Consider the following 17573-nt stretch of genomic DNA (forward strand, 5'->3'; position numbering starts at 1 on the left):
AGCGGAACAGCGAAACATTTATTAAATTTGTTCGACCAACCCTTTTTCTAAGGTGCAAAAATAGGATTTTTTAAAACATGGCGAAGGTAAAATATTATTACGATTCTGAAAATCTGGCGTATCGGAAAATCAAGACCAAAAAAAGAACAAAATTCGCTTATGGGGTATTGTTTTTGGTGGCTTCCGCATTGTTTGGGGTTTTGAGTTTTGTGGTTTTATTGAATACGCCTTTTTTTGAAACTCCGAAAGACCGTTTGCTGACGCGAGAAATCGATAATTTTAAATTGCAATACGCGATTCTGAATAAAAAAATGGATCAGATTGATGAAGTTTTGGAGAATATTGAAGACCGCGATAACAATCTTTACCGTGTTTATTTTAATACTTCTGCGATTCCTAACGAACAGCGAAAAGCCGGATTTGGTGGCGTGAATCGATACAAACAACTTGAAGGCTATGACAATTCGGAGCTCGTAGTGAATACTTCCAAACGCGTGGATGTGATTTCGAAAGAGCTAGTAATCCAATCAAAATCGTTGGATGAGATTTTAAAACTCGCCAAGGAAAAAAATAATTTATTGGCTGCCATTCCAGCGATACAACCGGTTCGAAATGAAAATTTGAAACAAATCGCTTCAGGTTTTGGTTATCGTTCGGATCCGTTTACGAAAGTACGCAAGTTTCACGAAGGCATGGATTTTTCGGCTAAAACCGGAACGCCTATTTACGCCACCGGCGATGGTGTTGTAGATCGTGCGGACAATACCGCTTCGGGTTATGGCAACCACATTGTGATTCGACATGGCTTCGGGTATGAAACGCTTTATGGCCATTTGAGCAAATACAAATGTCACGCGGGACAACGGGTGAAACGCGGCGATATCATTGGCTATGTAGGAAGCACAGGCCGTTCTGAAGCACCGCATTTGCATTATGAAGTGCACAAAGGTGGTGAAGTAGTGAATCCTTTAAATTTTTATTACGGCAATATATCGGCGGCAGAATATGTCGTGATTACGAAATTAGCAAATCAAGAAAACCAATCTTTAGACTGATGCATTTAAATTTATCTCCAGACAAACGGTATTACAGCATTGGCGAACTGGCCAAAGCATTCAATGTCAACGCTTCCCTGCTTCGGTTTTGGGACAAAGAATTCGATATTTTAAAACCTCGAAAAAACGCCAAAGGCAATCGGATGTTCACGCCTGAAGACGTCAAGAATTTGCAATTGATTTTTCATTTGGTGAAGGAACGCGGATTTACTTTAGAAGGCGCAAAAATTCATTTGAAAGAAGGTCAAAAAAAGACGCTTGATAAGTTTGAGATTATTAATAAACTCGAAGGAATTAAAGCGCAATTACTCAATATTAAAGGCGAACTGTAGCCATTCATCAACAGTAATAAATACAACAAAAACAATTAAATATTAAATTTTAAAACAAACAAACATGAAAAGATTTTTACCTTGGATTATCGTCGGTGGCGTAATTCTTTTACTCGTATTTTATTATATCAACGTTAAAAATTCCGCTTTGAAATTCAACCAAGGTGTTGGTGAGGCATGGGGTAACGTAGAAACCGCTTATCAAAGAAGAAATGACTTAATAGGAAACCTTGTAAACACCGTAAAAGGTGCTGCGGATTTCGAAAAAAGCACATTGACAGCCGTAATTGAAGCTCGTGCGAAAGCAACCTCGGTAACAATTGATCCGTCAAATGTCACGCCTGATCAGTTGGCACAATTTCAACAAGCGCAAAGCGGAGTTACTTCGTCTTTATCAAGATTGTTGGTTTCTGTCGAGCAATATCCACAACTCAGAGCAACCGAAAACTTCAAACAGTTACAAGATGAATTGGCCAGCACCGAAAACCAGATTTTAACCGCTAGAACACGTTTCAATGAGAAAGTTAAAGATTATAACGGTTATGTATTAGCGATGCCGCAAAGCATATTCCTCGGAGCTTATCCTGAAAAGCCGTATTTTAAATCAGTTGAAGGCGCTGACAAACCGGTTGAAGTTAAATTCTAAAAAAAAATCTAACACGGATTTCACAGATTAGCACAGATTCAATCCGTGTCAATCCGTGACCCAAGGCGTTAGCCGAACTGGCGAAGCAAATCTGTGTTTAAAAAATAAAACTCATGTCGAAAGTTGAAGCATTTTTAACCCAGTCTGAAGAGCAAGCTGTTGTCGAAGCGATTCGTGTAGCGGAAACTGCAACTTCGGGCGAGATTCGGGTGCACATTGAAAAAACATCCACATTGCCGGCATTCGATCGTGCTTTGGAAGTTTTTCATTTTTTGAAAATGGATGAAACCCAACTTAAAAATGGTGTTTTGATATATGTAGCGGTCAAAGACAAAGCGTTTGTGATTTGCGGTGATCAAGGCATTAATGATTTGGTTCCTAAAGATTTTTGGGAAAGCACTAAAGAAGTGATGGCGGCACATTTTAAAAACGGCGATTTCAAGCAAGGTTTGATTGATGGCATTACGAATGCAGGCGAACAACTCAGAACTTTTTTCCCATGTGAGGAAGACGACACGAATGAATTGTCAAACGAAATCTCTAAAGGATAATGAAAGCCATGATGAAAAAATTTTATTTCCTGAGTGTAGTCGTTTGTTTGTTGTTTGCCAATATTGGTTTTGCTCAGTTTACGATTCCCGAAATACCTAAACTTCAAACTTCGGTTTACGATTACGCTAAAGTATTAAGTGATTCTGAAAAAGCACAATTGGAAGAAAAACTCATCCATTATTCCGATTCAACAACGACACAAATTGTGGTGATTACTATTGAAAGCCTTAAAGGCGAAGATGTTAGTCAACTCGCCACAAAATGGGGACAAACTTGGGGCATTGGTGGCACCGCTAAAGATGATAATGGCGTCATTATTCTTTTGGCAAGAGATGAAAGAAAAATTGCCATCAATCCTGGTTATGGACTTGAAGATCGACTAACCGCAGGAACCGGTGGCGAAATCATTAGAAATATTATCATTCCTGAATTCAAAGCCGGTAGTTATTACAACGGTTTGGATAAAGGAACAACTGCTATTATCGATGTCTTTAAAGGCAAATATAAAGGCGAACGCAAGCACAATAAAAAAGAAGATCGATTTCCTGTCTTGCCTTTTATCATTATTGTCATTATCATTCTGGTTATCATTTCGAGAAGCAAGAAAAACGGCGGCAATTCCGGAAGTACCGGAAGTGGCCCAAGTTTAATGGATGTCATTATTTTGAGTAGTCTCGGAAGAAGCGGCGGCGGCGGTTTTGGTGGTGGATCATCAGGCGGCGGATTTGGCGGTGGCGGTTTCGGAGGTGGCTTCGGCGGCGGTGGATTTAGCGGTGGCGGAAGTAGGGGTGGTTGGTAATCCTAAAAAACTGCTCGCAAAGACGCAGAGCCGCCAAGAAATTACGATGAAATAAACTTTGCGTCTCTGCGACTTTGCGAGACACATATAAATCAACATAAAAAAAAGCTACAATTCTCATTGTAGCTTTTTCTTTTTAATTTCGAACCAATTTAATCGATTCAATCTCATCGTTTTTACTTTTTAAAATATAAATTCCTTTTGAAAGTTCATCGGGCATTTCATACATCCCATTCGATAAAGTGATGGTTTTTATTTTCTTTCCAAGCATATTGAAAATCTCAAAATCCGTAGCCGATGGAATACCTTCAACATATATTTTTCCAGAAAGTGTTTGCATGATTTTTGGCGATTCGTAAGTTGATGAAGTCGTTGCGAGCATATTTTCATTTTGGAAAAGCCAAACGTACACGGCACCAAATTTAGTTCTCCAAAAACTTTCCGAATGTGTACCCGCAGGATCAAATTCTGTAATTGTATTCGCCGCAGTCATGCCTTTGCCCATAAGGTTATTCTTGACCGTGTTGACATCGGGCACCATCGAAGTCGATTCGTTGGTTCCGCAAACGAAATACATCCGATGATTCTGCAATACCGATGGCGATAATGCATTGATGTAGGCATTCATATCCGACAACGCAAACCAATACGCCGGACTTAAATTACCCACTTTACGAAATGCATTCGGGTATTCGCAAGCTGCATAAGTAGAAATGATGGCGCCCATAGAGCTTCCAATCACAGCATTCATAGCAGCTTCGGGACGTGTTCGATAATTTGCATCGATATAAGGTTTTAAAGTATTCGCGAGAAAAGCCGCATATTCATCACCGTGTCCTCCTCCATATTGCGCATTCACCCATGGCGAATATTCATTCAATCGTTCGCCACCACCATTATCAATACCAACTACGATAGCACCATAATTGCCTTGACTGAACAGCGTATTTAAAGTTTCATCTACTTGCCATTCACCCGAAAAAGAAGTGACATTATCAAACAAATTTTGCCCGTCTTCCATGTATAAAACCGGGTAATGTTTTGTTGAAGTGGCGTAATCCGGCGGCAAATACAGCCAGATTTTTCTTGTAGTGCTCAATTGCGGAATGCCAAAAGAGTTGCTTAAAATCTGAACGTTCGAAGCTGCTGTTCCACTGGCTCCGGTCCCTAAATCTTCCCAAGATTGAATCGTCAGATTGATGGTTTGTGGTGCAGCTGTAAAAGTAAAAGTACGATCTGGTAAAAAACCACCTGTTGCATTTCCTTCAACCGTTGGCCAACTGCCGCGAGTAAATTTATAACTCACCGTGCCCGTTCCTTGTGGAATCACAATCTGTAAATTGCCCGAACCATCAGGCTGCATGATGTAATTTGGGTCAACCGGGTTCCATGTATTCACTGTTCCCGCCATATAAATGGTCGCATTGGCCGGAGTCGTTGTTGGTAAACCTGTAATCTTCAACGTGACCTGTGCAAAAGCCATTGAAGAAACTAACAATAAGAAGTATATTTTTTTCATGATGATACATTCATTTTAAAAGCGAACCCAACAAAATTAAATGATTTATACTTACGAACCTGATTTAATTACAATTAAAACATCCTAAATCGGTCACGTGATGGTTTTTCTTTGCCTGCAAATTTTTCAATTTTATAGGTCAATGAAAACATCAAATACCGTTTCAAAACCACATTTTCTTCATCGCGAATCATCGTGGGCGTAATCGTTCTGGTGGCACTTTGATTTTGATTCAACAAATCATACACTTTGACTTTGGCCGTAATTTTTTTATCGAAAAAACTATAAGCCAAACTCGAATTCCATAAGTAGAAATCCTTTTTGAATCCGTCGGCGATTCTGGAATTATAAGTATATCCAAAGTCGTTCCCGAAAACCCATTTTTTAGGCCAATACGTTGTCGTTTGAATGTTGAAACGATGCAACACGTTCGATGACGATTTGATGATATAGTTCGAATAATCAGTCTTGCTAAAAGCGACACTATACGACGGATTGATGGTTAGCAATTCCCCATACTCATAAGTAAAGTTAAGCCGCGGTGTAATTTGCTTTGCATTGGCTTCAAAGGTTTCGCCATTGGTAAAACCTTTCGACACACTATAATTCATATTGCAACCCACACCCACTTTAAATACATGCGCATCCTTTTTATAAGATTTATTCCAATTGCCGCCAAACCAAGAATCGATGTTGCCACTCACATTCTGATACGTTGTCGTGCGCTTGCCACTGGCATCAAAAATAGTGGAAGAAACGATTTGATTTTCATAGATATCAGCGCTATAAAAAAGGCTGTAGCCCGAACGCGTCGCATAATCATAATCGCTGAAACGTCCGTAAATACTATGGCTTTTAATTAAATCGACATTCGGATTGCCCACAAAAGTATTGAGCGGATCGGCTAAATTTTCTACAGGAAGCAGTTGTTTCGCGGTAGGCATATTGACATCATAACTATAATTAATCCAAATGGATTTCGATTTTCCGAGTTTAAAATTCCCATAAGCCGTTGCAAAAGGGAAAACATATTTTTTGTTTAAAATGATGGTATTTCCGAGATATTCCGAAAGATTATCCTGTTGCACTATGGTCGTTCCGCCCGTAAAATTGAAATTGATTTTCTTCTTATTGATAGCAAATCCAGCTTTTGGCGTAATCATTTTGATGTTCGTGAATAAATAATAACTGAGCTCCGGATTGTCGTCGGAATAGCTTTGAGTAGCCGCATCGAAATCGAAAGTTTTTCGGTTCTCAGATGATTTTTCGCGACGCCAATACGTTCCTAAAATGACATTGACCGAATCTCGCAAAGGTTCCGCATATTCCACTTCACCATCATAAACATCTTTAATATTCCTATTCTTCAGAATTTGGTCGCGCACATCATCGGGCGTGGCGTTTTGATAGAATTTTGAAATGGATTGGTTTGATGAATTCGCAAGCTCGTTTTCATTTTCATTCTCAACCATCACATTGATATACCTACCAGCTTTCTTAAAAGATTTGTTATAGTTGATAGAGTTTCCGAAACTCGTCTTATCGGTCTCATCAAAAGAATTTGAAGTATTTTCGTTGAGCAATTGGTTGTTTTCATCGACAGCATTTTGCGATGAAGTAACGCCGTATTTGTTACTGGCTTTTAAGAATTTTGGCGTTACAACCAGCGATGCAGTAGAATCGATTTTGAATTCGAAATTGAAATTCAGATTGTGCCCATAGCGGTCTTCATTATTTTTTGAATTCGAAGTTGTCGTAAGATTTCCCGTCGGCAGTAAGTTGATTAACTTAGTTCGATTGGTATTGTTGGAATGTGAATTCGAAAAGAAATAACTGCCATTCGATTCGAAATTTTTGAACCATTCATCAGCATAATTCGCGCCCAACATATTCGATTGTATAATCCCTTTTCCGCCTCCAAAACGCAGGTTCCCGATGCCATACGATCCGTCATCATGATTGAAATAGTACGACACATTTCTGCCACCGCCCATATTATCAAACACTTCATCCATTGAAAAACCTGTTGAGTTGATATTGTTCGATGACGCCAAAACGCTAATCTTTCGTTTGTTCTTAAAATAATTGATTAATGCGCTGCTTTCATAGCGATCATCAGTGCCATAACCGCCCATAAATTTTCCGAAGAAGCCTTTGTTCTTGTCTTCATCAATGGTCAGATTGATGCTCGCTTTATCTGAACTTGATGCCTGTTTGGTAATTTCTTCCTTTTTGGTTTTAGTATCCGAAATTTGCACTTTATTGATGATATCCGAAGGCAAACTTTGCAAGGCAATTTTCCCGTCTTTATCGAAAAAAGGTTTTCCGTTAACGAGCACTTGATTGACTTCCTTACCATTCACAGTGATTTTCCCATCGGTCGAAACTTCAACACCTGGTAATTGTTTGAGTAAAGTTTCTACGTTTGAATCGGGTCTGACTTTAAACGATGACGCATTAAATTCGAGTGTGTCTTTTTTAATTCGAATGGGCGGTGCTTCACTTTTAACAACAACTTCACCCAAAACATTGGAGTTCTCATCCAAATGCAAAACGCCAAAATCTCTGTCTTCAGTGATGCTTTTAAGTTCTTGCTTGTAGGTTTGGTAACCGATATACGAAATCTTGAGAAAAACCGGCTTCGTGATTTTTTTAGTTTTAATTAAAAACGCACCATTTTTATCGGTAATGGTATAATCAATCACTGTAGAATCTATGACTGACGACAAATAAACTGTAGCAGATTCTAAAGGAACTTGTGTGTTCTTTTCTAAAATTTTTCCTTTAATAGCGATACTGTTTTGTGAAAACACGACACAATTGAAACACAAAAGCAGTAGTGAAAAGTATGATTTTGGCATAAAAAAAATTCGTTGTTATTTTAGTAACAACAAAATAAGGGATTTAGTGTGAGAGAAAAAAATTCTTACAAAAAATTCAGAGTGTTGATATTGTTTTGGCTAAAAATAAAAAACCCCGATTGCTCGGGATTTTTCAGGTTTAAAGCATGCAAAAAAGTCTCAAGTTTAAAACATGCTTTAGTTTAAGTAACTCAATTTTAGTTTTTAATAATTTTATCGGCGTAGATTTGATTGTCTGAAATTACTTTGACGATATAGATTCCTCTAGGTTGATTTTGAATATTGATTTCTACTTCATTTTGGTTTTTGAATTCGGTTTTGAAAACGGTCATCCCAAACAAATCAACTATTTGAATTGTACCTGTATCGGAACCATTCAAAGTCACTTTTAAGAATCCATTGGTTGGATTTGGAGAAATTTTAATCGCTTTTGAATCATTCAAAACCAATTCGATAGTGTTTGATGGGGCAATAACATAATGCATGTCATCTTTACCTTCTGCTTTCAAACCCGAATTGTCGTCTGTTTGATCTGATTGTCTTAAAATATAATCACCCGTACATCCTACATTATAAACATGCACCCTTGAACCTGCCAATGCGGCAAATCCGTTTTTAAGTAAAACATAACTTCCAGCATGATACGATGCGAACGCTCCGCTGTTTATTGTATTTGTCGCTTGAATGCGCAAATTGGCCTGACGCGTATCGACATAATTAGCCAATACAGGATATATCAAACTTTGGTTATCGACACAGCAGTTGGCACAACAGACACTACAATCGCTGAAAGAAACATCGGCACCATTGTTTGCCGACAAGTCATTTATTGTAATAGAACCTGTGCCTTGTGTGAGTGTTGCGAGAACATTGAATTCGAAATTCCCTGTCATTGGAGAAGCTGTTCCAAAATTGGCCAAATTCACAGGAAATGAGAATGTATTCCCAACAATCACTGGAGAAAATATCGTACTCACGACAGTTCCCGAGCTATTGATAATCTGTAATCTGATATTAGAAATGCTTACACCGGCAGGAATAGTATAAGTGCCGGTCACATCCAAAGGAAACAACGGGCAATTTTCATTGACAGAATTCAGCACGATTGATCCCGAAATACAATTGGTGAAAGAAACATTCGGTGTTGTGCTTAAGGTGGCATTGACCGTGTATGGAATTCCTGTTGTTGTTGTAAAAACCGCAGTGGCTCTAAATCTGAAGCTGCCTGCAGGTGTTCCGGAACCGAATCCGAAATTATTCAGATTGACCGGAAACGTATAATTGCTACCTGTAATAGTTGGATTAGTTAAAGTTCCTACTACATTATTATTGACATCAAGGATGCTTAATGTTATACTTGTCAGCACACTACCTGCCGGAGTCGTAAAAGTACCCGAAACATTTAAAGGAAATGTTGGACAATTGACATTGACAGGATTTAAGTTGATATCTCCGAAAGAAGAAGTTGTGCACGCATTGAGATTACAGAAATTGTCTAGATAGGCATATCCCCAATGTGCGCCTCCACCGCAATCTGAAACTAGAATTTCAAGTGTAACATCTTTTCCTTGGTATTGAGAAGTATTAATTACCTGGCAATTCCAATCCGTATACAATGCCTGCATAGCTCCTACACCTGTGCCTTGGTGGAAGCGAGGGTCGAGAATATCGCAGACAATGTGATTGTCAACAAGCACATAATTTGGGCTTGTCGTAGTCACAGTATTGTCGAGTAATCTATATTGAAAATAAGACTGTGTATTGGGTTGCCCCTGATGCCCGTTTTGTAAAACTAAAGCAAAATTAAAACTTATCGTTGCACTATTCACTACAAATCTCCTTCTCAACGCCGACACATCATAATTACCATCGGTGCCATTATTGAGTCTTATGGCTTTAGAATTTAGAGCCGTTGTTGGGAAAACCGTACGCAAAACATTGTTGGTTCTGGGATCGAAACCATCACTCACCAATTCAACTATACCACCGGCCGTGGGTAAAACAGGAACATTGGGAATATTAGCATATTGAAGCCAATTTGCTGGATATCGCTGCGAGCTGAATGAAAAACCCTGAAAGCCGTTCACAAAATTATTATTGATGCACGGTGTAACAGAAAGGGTAATGGCATTCGCGGTATAATAATCTAAAGCGGAAGGATTTTGTTGAAAATATAATTTTCTCAACTCAATTTTTTTTGCTTCAGTAATCGCGTCCTGTAATTGCTGGCCTGTTAGGGTTTGTGTAACTCCTTCAATGACCGGATTGGTCACTTCATTTTGCTTAGATTGTGTAAGGCTATAACTATTGAGGTTGTTAGCAATAAATGTCGCAATCAATTGTTCAGTAGTATTTGCATTGGTGATTCTGGAATCTTCCTGTTGCAAATATATTTCATCAGCCGTTTGCCCGAATGAAGCCACTCCACCCAATAAGAATAGAGCGAGCAATATTATTTTAGTTCTCATAATTTCATATTTTAAGATTAAACTATGAAATTACTTGTTGTTCATTTTAGCTTCAAGCGCTTCTATTCTTTTGTTTTGTGCAATGATGTAAAGGGTCAACTCCTCGATTTTTTCTTGTTGGATTCTTGCCATATCACCCAATGCAATTCCGTCTTCTTTTACTTGTGCCGCTGATGGAACATTTGGTAAATGTTTGTTTTTGGCAATGAATGCTTCCACTTCAGATAGTGGTTTCAAGTTGTAATCTGAGGCAAAAACATAATCTGCCCAGCTCCCACTACCGTTATTGGCAACCACGCGAACTTCATCCGTAAGAATACCGCCAGTAACGAATAATCTGTAGTTGTTATACAATGTATTTGTTGGAAAACTGGTTACCGCTCCTATCCCCACTTTGGCATTCAATTTCAATTGGGTGTTCGCAAAATCACCCCAGATTAGTGGCGATGTAGTATTAGAATTGGAAATATATAATTTGCTAGATCCAGTTTCCTGAGATCCGGCACCAAAACCTAAAAAGACATTGGAAGAACCCGTTGCATTGTTTTGCCCGGCCATTGCACCAATTATGGTGTTGTAAGTCCCTGTCGTATTGCCTGTTCCAGCAGATCTTCCAAAAAAGGCGTTATAAGTACCTACTGTGTTCGCAGGACCCGCTGCCCAACCTACAAAAGTATTGTCGCCTCCTGTGGTGGTAGCACCTCCACTGACGGTCCCTATAAAAATGTTTTGAGATCCGGTGGTGTTGGCACTTCCTGCCTGGCTTCCAAAAAAGGAGTTTGCGGTACCAGTCGTATTGTTAAATCCTGCCATATAACCATAAAAATTGTTATAACTCGCTGTATTGTTAAATCCTGCATTAACACCTGTAAAATTATTTCGGATGCCTGTTGTATTAAGATTACCACAATTTCCACCAACAAAAACATTATCATATCCCGTTGTATTAGCAGCACCGGCATTAGCTCCAATAAATGAATTGGCTGCACCGGTCGTATTAAGAGCACCAGAACTGGCACCTACGAATACATTCGAACCACCCGTGTTTCCTGCGTTCGTATTCCCAGAGTTTGGTCCGATATTGACACTACTGTTGCCTCCTGTCGTTGAAGTTGTTACGCTTCCTGCTGCTACGGCTCTAATGGTTTGAGCATTCGCTCCTAAAATTCCTGCAAGTAAAAAACCTGCTGCTACTAATTTTTTCATGTTGTTGAAGATTTAATTGTTTATTGAATTGGATTAATTTTTAATGAATTGTACGGTGGCATATATATTGGCTCCCAGATTGAGTTTGAGGATATAATTACCATTCGCCAAGCCACTCACATCGATCGTATAATTATGTGTCGGTGTCAGGTTTTGGGTTATTTTTGAAATACCGTACATGTCAAAAATGGTATAGTTCTCGACGAAATAATTAGAAACATCAAATGTGAGATTGGTATGAACCGGAACCGGATATAATACTGCGACCGGTACATAAATTTTACCTGAACCACCAGGCTTTGGTTTGATGACTGTCCCTGGTGGGTCTGCATTTACATCAAGTTGCGGCATGCACATTTCGCAAGGCTCCGGAGGTTTTATTACAATCGAATAATTCTGATATGGCTTTATGACAACGGATTCATCAGAATAGATTTTACCTCTAACAACCACATTCTGGCTATTACTGACTGTTACATCATGAGAAAAATCCAAAAAAACATTGCTATTGTCAGACGAAAATGTGACATATGCTGAATTATTGATAAAGTTTATAGTTTGGGCATGCAGACTACTGCTCAAGACAACTATAAAAAGTGAGTATGCATATATCTGTTTCATCTGTATGTTATTTTTAAATTACACTCCAAATTTATTATAACTACCGCCTTAAAAACATCCCATAAAAAGGGTAATTTTTAAGTATATTTGAAAAAATAAAATATGAGGCGGTTTCTATTTACAGTATCAATATCACTATTATTTTTTTCAGCATACAGTCAAAATGACAAGCAAGAAGTAGAAAAATTGCTAGATCATTTTACTGAAACAGTAGCTTCTAAACCTGATTCTGCATTATATTACATCCGACAGGCCACCGTAAAATGTCAAAAAATTGATGACCCTTATTTGATGTCACGGTGTGTATTCAATCATGGATATCATTATTACCTGCAGAGCGAAAGCGTCAAAGCAGAAAAGTTTTTTCATCAATCCTTGGCGTGGGCCAAAGCTTCGAAGAACAATAAGATTATGGCGATGTCTTACAACCAACTCGGTCTGATTCTCACCGATCGCGGCAACTATAATGAATCCCTAAAAAATTATCTACTTGCCATTGATATCGCCGATCAGAACCAGTTGTATAAAAACAAATGCGCAATCTTGATTAATATTGGCTCCGTATACGAATACCAGAAAGACACCGTAAAAGCGTTGCAATGTTATTTGAATGCTGAGAAAATTGCGCAGAAAAATGATCTCAAAGACATACTGCTATCTTCCTATGGAAGCATCGCGATTATTAAAAGAAAAACCGATATACCGTTATCGCTGTCCTACTACAATAAAGCTTATCTCATCGCTAAAGCACTCAACGACAAATATGAAGAGTTCAATACGCTTATTAATTTGAGTTACGGCTACTTATCATTAAATACCAAAGCCGGAAATGTCTTAGCTTATTCGTGCCTAAAAAAAGCCGAACAGATTGCGATTCAACTCAACAATAAGGAGCATTTATTTTATGTTTATTTCAATATTGGCGCGTATCATTATAATTTAAATGAATATGCCAAAGCCTTGGATTGTTATAAAACAGCCATTTCTTTTTATGAGCCAAAAATCAGTATCGATCAGAAATCGAACCTATACAAGGCATTGATTGAAGTCTATAAAAAAACAAATGATTATCAAAATGCCTATCTTTTTCAAGAAAAAAAGAATGCTTTAAAAGACAGTATTTTCACGATAGAAAAAACAAAATCATTCAATGAAATCCAGACCAAATACGAAGTAGAAAAAAAGAACCTTAAGATCAAACTGCTATCCAAAGAGAAACAAATTGAGAGAAATCGCAAACGAAGCGCTATCTATATTGGCATCATCCTGATTATTCCAATGGTGTTATTGTTGTTGTTTTATAAGAATCGCATCAAGACTCAAAAACTGATTCGCGACAAGGAAAACAAAATCTTCGAACAAGAAAAAGAACAGCTCAAACAAGATCAGGAACTCAAGCGAATCATCGGCGTTTTAGAAGGACAAGACCAAGAGCGAAACCGAGTAGCAAAAGAAATACACGATGGTGTTGGTGGGAAATTGGCAGGTATAAAACTGCATTTATCGCAAATCAATACCGATATCAAAAACGAAAAAATCAAGGAAATCATTCATGCCATTTCAAATGTTTTCAAGGAATTAAGAGCGATTTCGCACAATTTGAGTCAAAATTATATCAACGAGCAGCCATTAGAGTCTTTGTTGGTTGAATTGTTAGAAGAATACCGAGGTCGCAACGAATTTCAAATCGAGTTGCACATTTTTCCCGAAGGCGGATTGGATGGGCTACCACAAGAAATCAAACACAATATCTACCGGATCATTCAGGAATTGCTGACGAATGTCTCGAAACATGCACAAGCAAAAAGTGTGTTGATTTCTTTCACGAAGCATGAACAATTTATCAATCTGATGGTGGAAGATGACGGCGTCGGGTTTTATAAAAAACATAAAACCGGTATTGGATTGAAAAACATCGAAGAAAGATTACAATCCATCAAAGGAAAAATGACCATCGAAAGTGCTGCCAATCAAGGAAGCAGTTTAATTATTAACATCCCTAGTCCGCTATTCCATGATTAAAATCGTAATCGTTGATGACCATCAAATGTTTCTTGAAGGTATGTCATCAGTATTATCGCAACAGGAAAATATTGAAGTGTTGTTTACGGAAAACAGTGCTAAAGCCGCTTTAAAAAAAATCAAGATTCAAATACCGGATCTTATCATTACTGATATTTCGATGCCCGAAATGAATGGTATTGAATTTATAAAAATTTTGAACAAGGATTTTCCAAATATCAAAATTCTAGTCCTGAGCATGCACAAAAGCCATAACCATATCGATGGTATTGACGGTTATTTGCTAAAGGAAACCGACAAAGAAGATCTCATAGAAGCCATCAACGGCATTGTGACGCACGCCAAAAAGTATTTCATCGACAACCTTTCCAAAGACAATGATTTCATTTTCAAAAAGACGATTCTGAGCAATCGCGAAAAAGAAATCATCAAACTCATCGCACAAGAATATACGACTGAGGAGATTGCAGACAAGCTATTCATAAGTAAGCATACCATTGAATCGCATCGCAAAAATATCTTCTATAAACTGCAAGTCAAAAACATCGCTGGACTTATCAAAGTAGCCATGTATTTAGGAGTAATCGACTAAGGGAATTATTTCTCGCGAATGTAAATATCAATCGGAACACCTGAGAAATCCCAGTTTTCACGAATCTTATTTTCTAAAAATCGCTTGTAAGCTTCTTTCACATACTGCGGCAAATTGGCAAAAAACACAAACTGTGGTGTTGGTGTCGGCAACTGCATGCAATATTTTATTTTTACGTATTTACCTTTCAAAGCCGGCGGTGGATAACCTTCAATGACTTTGAGCATGTAGTCGTTGAATTTTGAAGTAGCAATATGCTGCTTTCTGTTTTCAAAAACCTGTACAGTAGTTTCTAAGGCTTTTAATAAACGTTGTTTTGTCAATGCGGAAACGAATAAAATCGGCACATCGGTAAACGGCATTAATTCCTTGCGGATTTTTTCTTCGTAATCGCGGGTTGACATCGTGTCTTTTTCGACCAAATCCCATTTGTTGACTAAAATGACAACGCCTTTGCGGTTCTTCTCGGCAAGCCAGAAAATACTTTGATCTTGACCTTCAAATCCGCGCGTGGCGTCGATGATTAGGATGCAGATATCGGCATGCTCAATCGCACGCACGGAACGCATCACAGAATAAAATTCTAAATCTTCTTTGACTTTAGCTTTACGACGAATTCCAGCAGTATCAACCAAATTGAATTCAAATCCGAAACGGTCAAACTTCGTATCAATCGCATCGCGCGTTGTTCCTGCGATATCGGTTACCATAAAACGCTCTTTGCCAATCAACGCATTGATGAAACTTGATTTTCCTGCATTTGGACGACCAACCACAGCAAAACGCGGCAATACTATTTCTTCCTGAACAGGTTCGGGTCTTATCGGAAACGATTCAATCAACGCATCAAGCAAATCGCCCGTGCCACTTCCTGAAATACTGGCGAAAGTATAGTAATCACCAAGTCCAAGATTATAGAATTCAATCGCGTCTTTTTCACGCATCGCATTATCAACTTTATTCACCGCAAGCAACACCGGTTTGGTTACTTTTCTGAGCAACTTCGCAACGGTTTCATCCATTGGTGTGATGCCTTCTTCAACGTCGACAACGAAAATAATAACGTCAGCTTCGTCGATGGCGAGTTCTACTTGTTTGCGGATTTCGCCTTCAAACACATCATCAGAACCGCGGATGTAACCGCCGGTATCGATGACTGAAAATTCCTTTCCGTTCCATTCGCTTTTGCCGTAATTTCTGTCGCGGGTCACGCCCGAAACCGAATCGACGATGGCTTCTCTTCTCTGTATCAACCGATTGAAAAGGGTTGATTTTCCTACGTTGGGTCTTCCGACTATGGCTACAATGTTATTCATAATGCTTTTTCAAATATTTTGCAAAGGTAGGTAAAAAAGGTACTAAGTTGCTAAGGTTCTGAGGTGCTAAGTTTAGAAGTTTTTTTAGGAGCTGTTTCCGGCTATTCGCTACTATCTTGTCATTGCGAGCTTGCGCGGCAATCTCGCAATGACAAGGATAACCGCTGCTATCCGGGCTAGGGCAATTGATTAAAAATCAAAAGCGGTTATTATTTTAGAATGCGTGAGGGATAGAGCAATTGTCTGAGCTCTTTTTGCGCTGGCGTTCAGCGCAAAAAAGCGAGTGCGAAAGCCCGACCCTTGCGGTCACGCCCAAAAAACAGATTATTAGAATCGCTGCGCTCTTGGATTGTTAGATTATTGGAAAATCGAAAAATCAATTATTATATCCGAAACGTTTGAGTTGATTGACGTTGCTTCTCCAATTCTTATTGACTTTGACATACATCTCGATGTGGATTTGCTTGCCGAAAAACTTTTCTAAATCGGCACGCGCTTCTACGCCTACTCTTTTCAACGCTTCGCCTTTGTGGCCGATGATGATGCCTTTTTGGGTGTCGCGCTCAACCATGATGAGTGAACGGATTCGGATGATGTTGTCGTCTTCGAAAAACTCTTCGGTTTCGATTTCTACGGCGTATGGAATTTCTTTGTTGTAATGCAACAGGATTTTCTCGCGGATGGTTTCATTGACGAAGAAACGTTCGGGTTTGTCGGTGAGTTGGTCTTTCGGATAATAGGCCGGAGAAACGGGCAACAACGAAATAATTCTGGCAAATACTTCAGGAACGTTGAAATTCTTCAAAGCGGAAATCGGAAAAATCTCGGCATTCGGAACTTTGGCGGTCCAGAAAGCGACTTGGGTTTCGAGTTGTTCTTGGTTCGAGTTGTCGATTTTATTCAACAAAAGTAAAACCGGAATTTTGGCGTGGATGATTTTATTGAAAAACGCTTCGTCTTTGAGATCTTGTTCACCGATTTCAACCATATAGATTAGAATGTCGGCGTCTTCGAAAGCGGATTTTACGAAGTTCATCATTGAAGTTTGCATTTCGTAAGCCGGTTTGATAATTCCGGGCGTATCTGAAAGTATTAGCTGAAAATCATCACCATTGACAATGCCCAAAATACGGTGTCTTGTCGTTTGTGCTTTAGAAGTGATGATCGATAGTCGTTCGCCTACAAACGCATTCATGAGTGTCGATTTGCCGACGTTGGGGTTACCGATAATGTTGACGAAGCCTGCTTTGTGTTCCATAATTGTGAGGAATTTTTTAACCGCAAAGTTCGCAAGGTTTTCGCTAAGTTCGCTATTTCGGGAGCAAAGATAAATGAATATTCAGTAACTCAGTTTCTTTTTAGAAATAGATTTTGAACGAAAAAATCAATGGCTACTTTTAAAAATATTGAAAATATTAATTTATTCCGTTTTATTAAATTTAGAATTTTTTACTGTGAGTCAAAAAAGTTCCATAAAAAAAGCCTCTCCATTGCTGGAGAGGCTTTCTATTATTAAAGACAATTAATTATCTTTTAATCACTCGAAGTGTTTTCACGTGATCACCTTGAGTTACAATAATGTTG

14 protein-coding genes are annotated in these 17573 nt (G+C 38.6%); 7 read left to right on the plus strand and 7 right to left on the minus strand.

Annotation, left to right across the window (positions count from 1 at the left end; genetic code table 11):
- The first annotated feature begins 77 nt into the window (after positions 1–77).
- From RMO03_RS13560 to RMO03_RS13580, 5 genes are all read left to right on the plus strand, one after another.
- The gene (locus tag RMO03_RS13560; protein ID WP_309642643.1) at positions 78–1055 is read left to right on the plus strand and encodes a M23 family metallopeptidase; all 978 of its coding nucleotides are present in this window, start codon (positions 78–80) and stop codon (positions 1053–1055) included.
- Positions 1055–1387, plus strand: coding sequence for a MerR family transcriptional regulator (locus tag RMO03_RS13565; RefSeq protein ID WP_309642644.1), 333 nt, complete (start codon positions 1055–1057; stop codon positions 1385–1387). Before RMO03_RS13560 ends, RMO03_RS13565 begins: the two co-directional genes overlap by 1 nt.
- A gap of 64 nt (positions 1388–1451) precedes the next feature.
- Positions 1452–2033, plus strand: coding sequence for a LemA family protein (locus RMO03_RS13570; protein ID WP_309642645.1), 582 nt, complete (start codon positions 1452–1454; stop codon positions 2031–2033).
- A 113-nt stretch (positions 2034–2146) separates the two neighbouring features.
- On the plus strand, positions 2147–2584 hold the full coding sequence (locus RMO03_RS13575) for a TPM domain-containing protein (RefSeq protein WP_309642646.1): 438 nt from the start codon (positions 2147–2149) through the stop codon (positions 2582–2584).
- Positions 2585–2595: 11 nt separating this feature from the next.
- A complete protein-coding gene (locus RMO03_RS13580) occupies positions 2596–3384 on the plus strand; it encodes a TPM domain-containing protein (RefSeq protein ID WP_309642657.1) in 789 nt (262 codons plus the stop codon).
- 136 nt (positions 3385–3520) lie between these two features.
- On the opposite strand, the gene RMO03_RS13585 is transcribed toward RMO03_RS13580, so the two are convergent.
- From RMO03_RS13585 to RMO03_RS13605, 5 genes are all read right to left on the minus strand, one after another.
- On the minus strand, positions 3521–4903 hold the full coding sequence (locus RMO03_RS13585) for an alpha/beta hydrolase-fold protein (protein WP_309642647.1): 1383 nt from the start codon (positions 4901–4903) through the stop codon (positions 3521–3523).
- 74 nt (positions 4904–4977) lie between these two features.
- The gene (locus tag RMO03_RS13590; protein WP_309642648.1) at positions 4978–7764 is read right to left on the minus strand and encodes an outer membrane beta-barrel protein; all 2787 of its coding nucleotides are present in this window, start codon (positions 7762–7764) and stop codon (positions 4978–4980) included.
- 197 nt (positions 7765–7961) lie between these two features.
- Positions 7962–10232: a T9SS type A sorting domain-containing protein gene (locus tag RMO03_RS13595; protein WP_309642649.1), complete on the minus strand. Its 2271-nt coding sequence runs from the start codon at positions 10230–10232 to the stop codon at positions 7962–7964.
- Positions 10233–10262: 30 nt separating this feature from the next.
- On the minus strand, positions 10263–11438 hold the full coding sequence (locus RMO03_RS13600; protein WP_309642650.1) for a hypothetical protein: 1176 nt from the start codon (positions 11436–11438) through the stop codon (positions 10263–10265).
- A gap of 33 nt (positions 11439–11471) precedes the next feature.
- Positions 11472–12059, minus strand: coding sequence for a T9SS type A sorting domain-containing protein (locus RMO03_RS13605; protein ID WP_309642651.1), 588 nt, complete (start codon positions 12057–12059; stop codon positions 11472–11474).
- 102 nt (positions 12060–12161) lie between these two features.
- Between RMO03_RS13605 and RMO03_RS13610 the strand changes: the two genes are divergently transcribed.
- Entirely contained in the window at positions 12162–14081 is a 1920-nt protein-coding gene (locus RMO03_RS13610) for a tetratricopeptide repeat protein (protein ID WP_309642652.1), read from the plus strand.
- On the plus strand, positions 14074–14673 hold the full coding sequence (locus tag RMO03_RS13615; RefSeq protein ID WP_309642653.1) for a response regulator transcription factor: 600 nt from the start codon (positions 14074–14076) through the stop codon (positions 14671–14673). The genes RMO03_RS13610 and RMO03_RS13615 overlap by 8 nt, the downstream gene beginning before the upstream one ends.
- 5 nt (positions 14674–14678) lie before the next feature.
- Here the strand turns inward: RMO03_RS13615 and der are convergent, their stop codons facing one another.
- Both der and era read right to left on the minus strand, forming a co-directional pair.
- Complete coding sequence (der, locus tag RMO03_RS13620) at positions 14679–15989, minus strand: ribosome biogenesis GTPase Der (protein WP_309642654.1); 1311 nt, start codon at positions 15987–15989, stop codon at positions 14679–14681.
- A 376-nt stretch (positions 15990–16365) separates the two neighbouring features.
- Positions 16366–17247 (minus strand): GTPase Era, encoded by an 882-nt coding sequence (gene era / locus RMO03_RS13625; protein ID WP_309642655.1) that lies wholly within the window; start codon positions 17245–17247, stop codon positions 16366–16368.
- Positions 17248–17573 lie beyond the last annotated feature (326 nt).

The organism is Flavobacterium sp., assembly GCF_031411595.1.
Lineage (GTDB): Bacteria > Bacteroidota > Bacteroidia > Flavobacteriales > Flavobacteriaceae > Flavobacterium.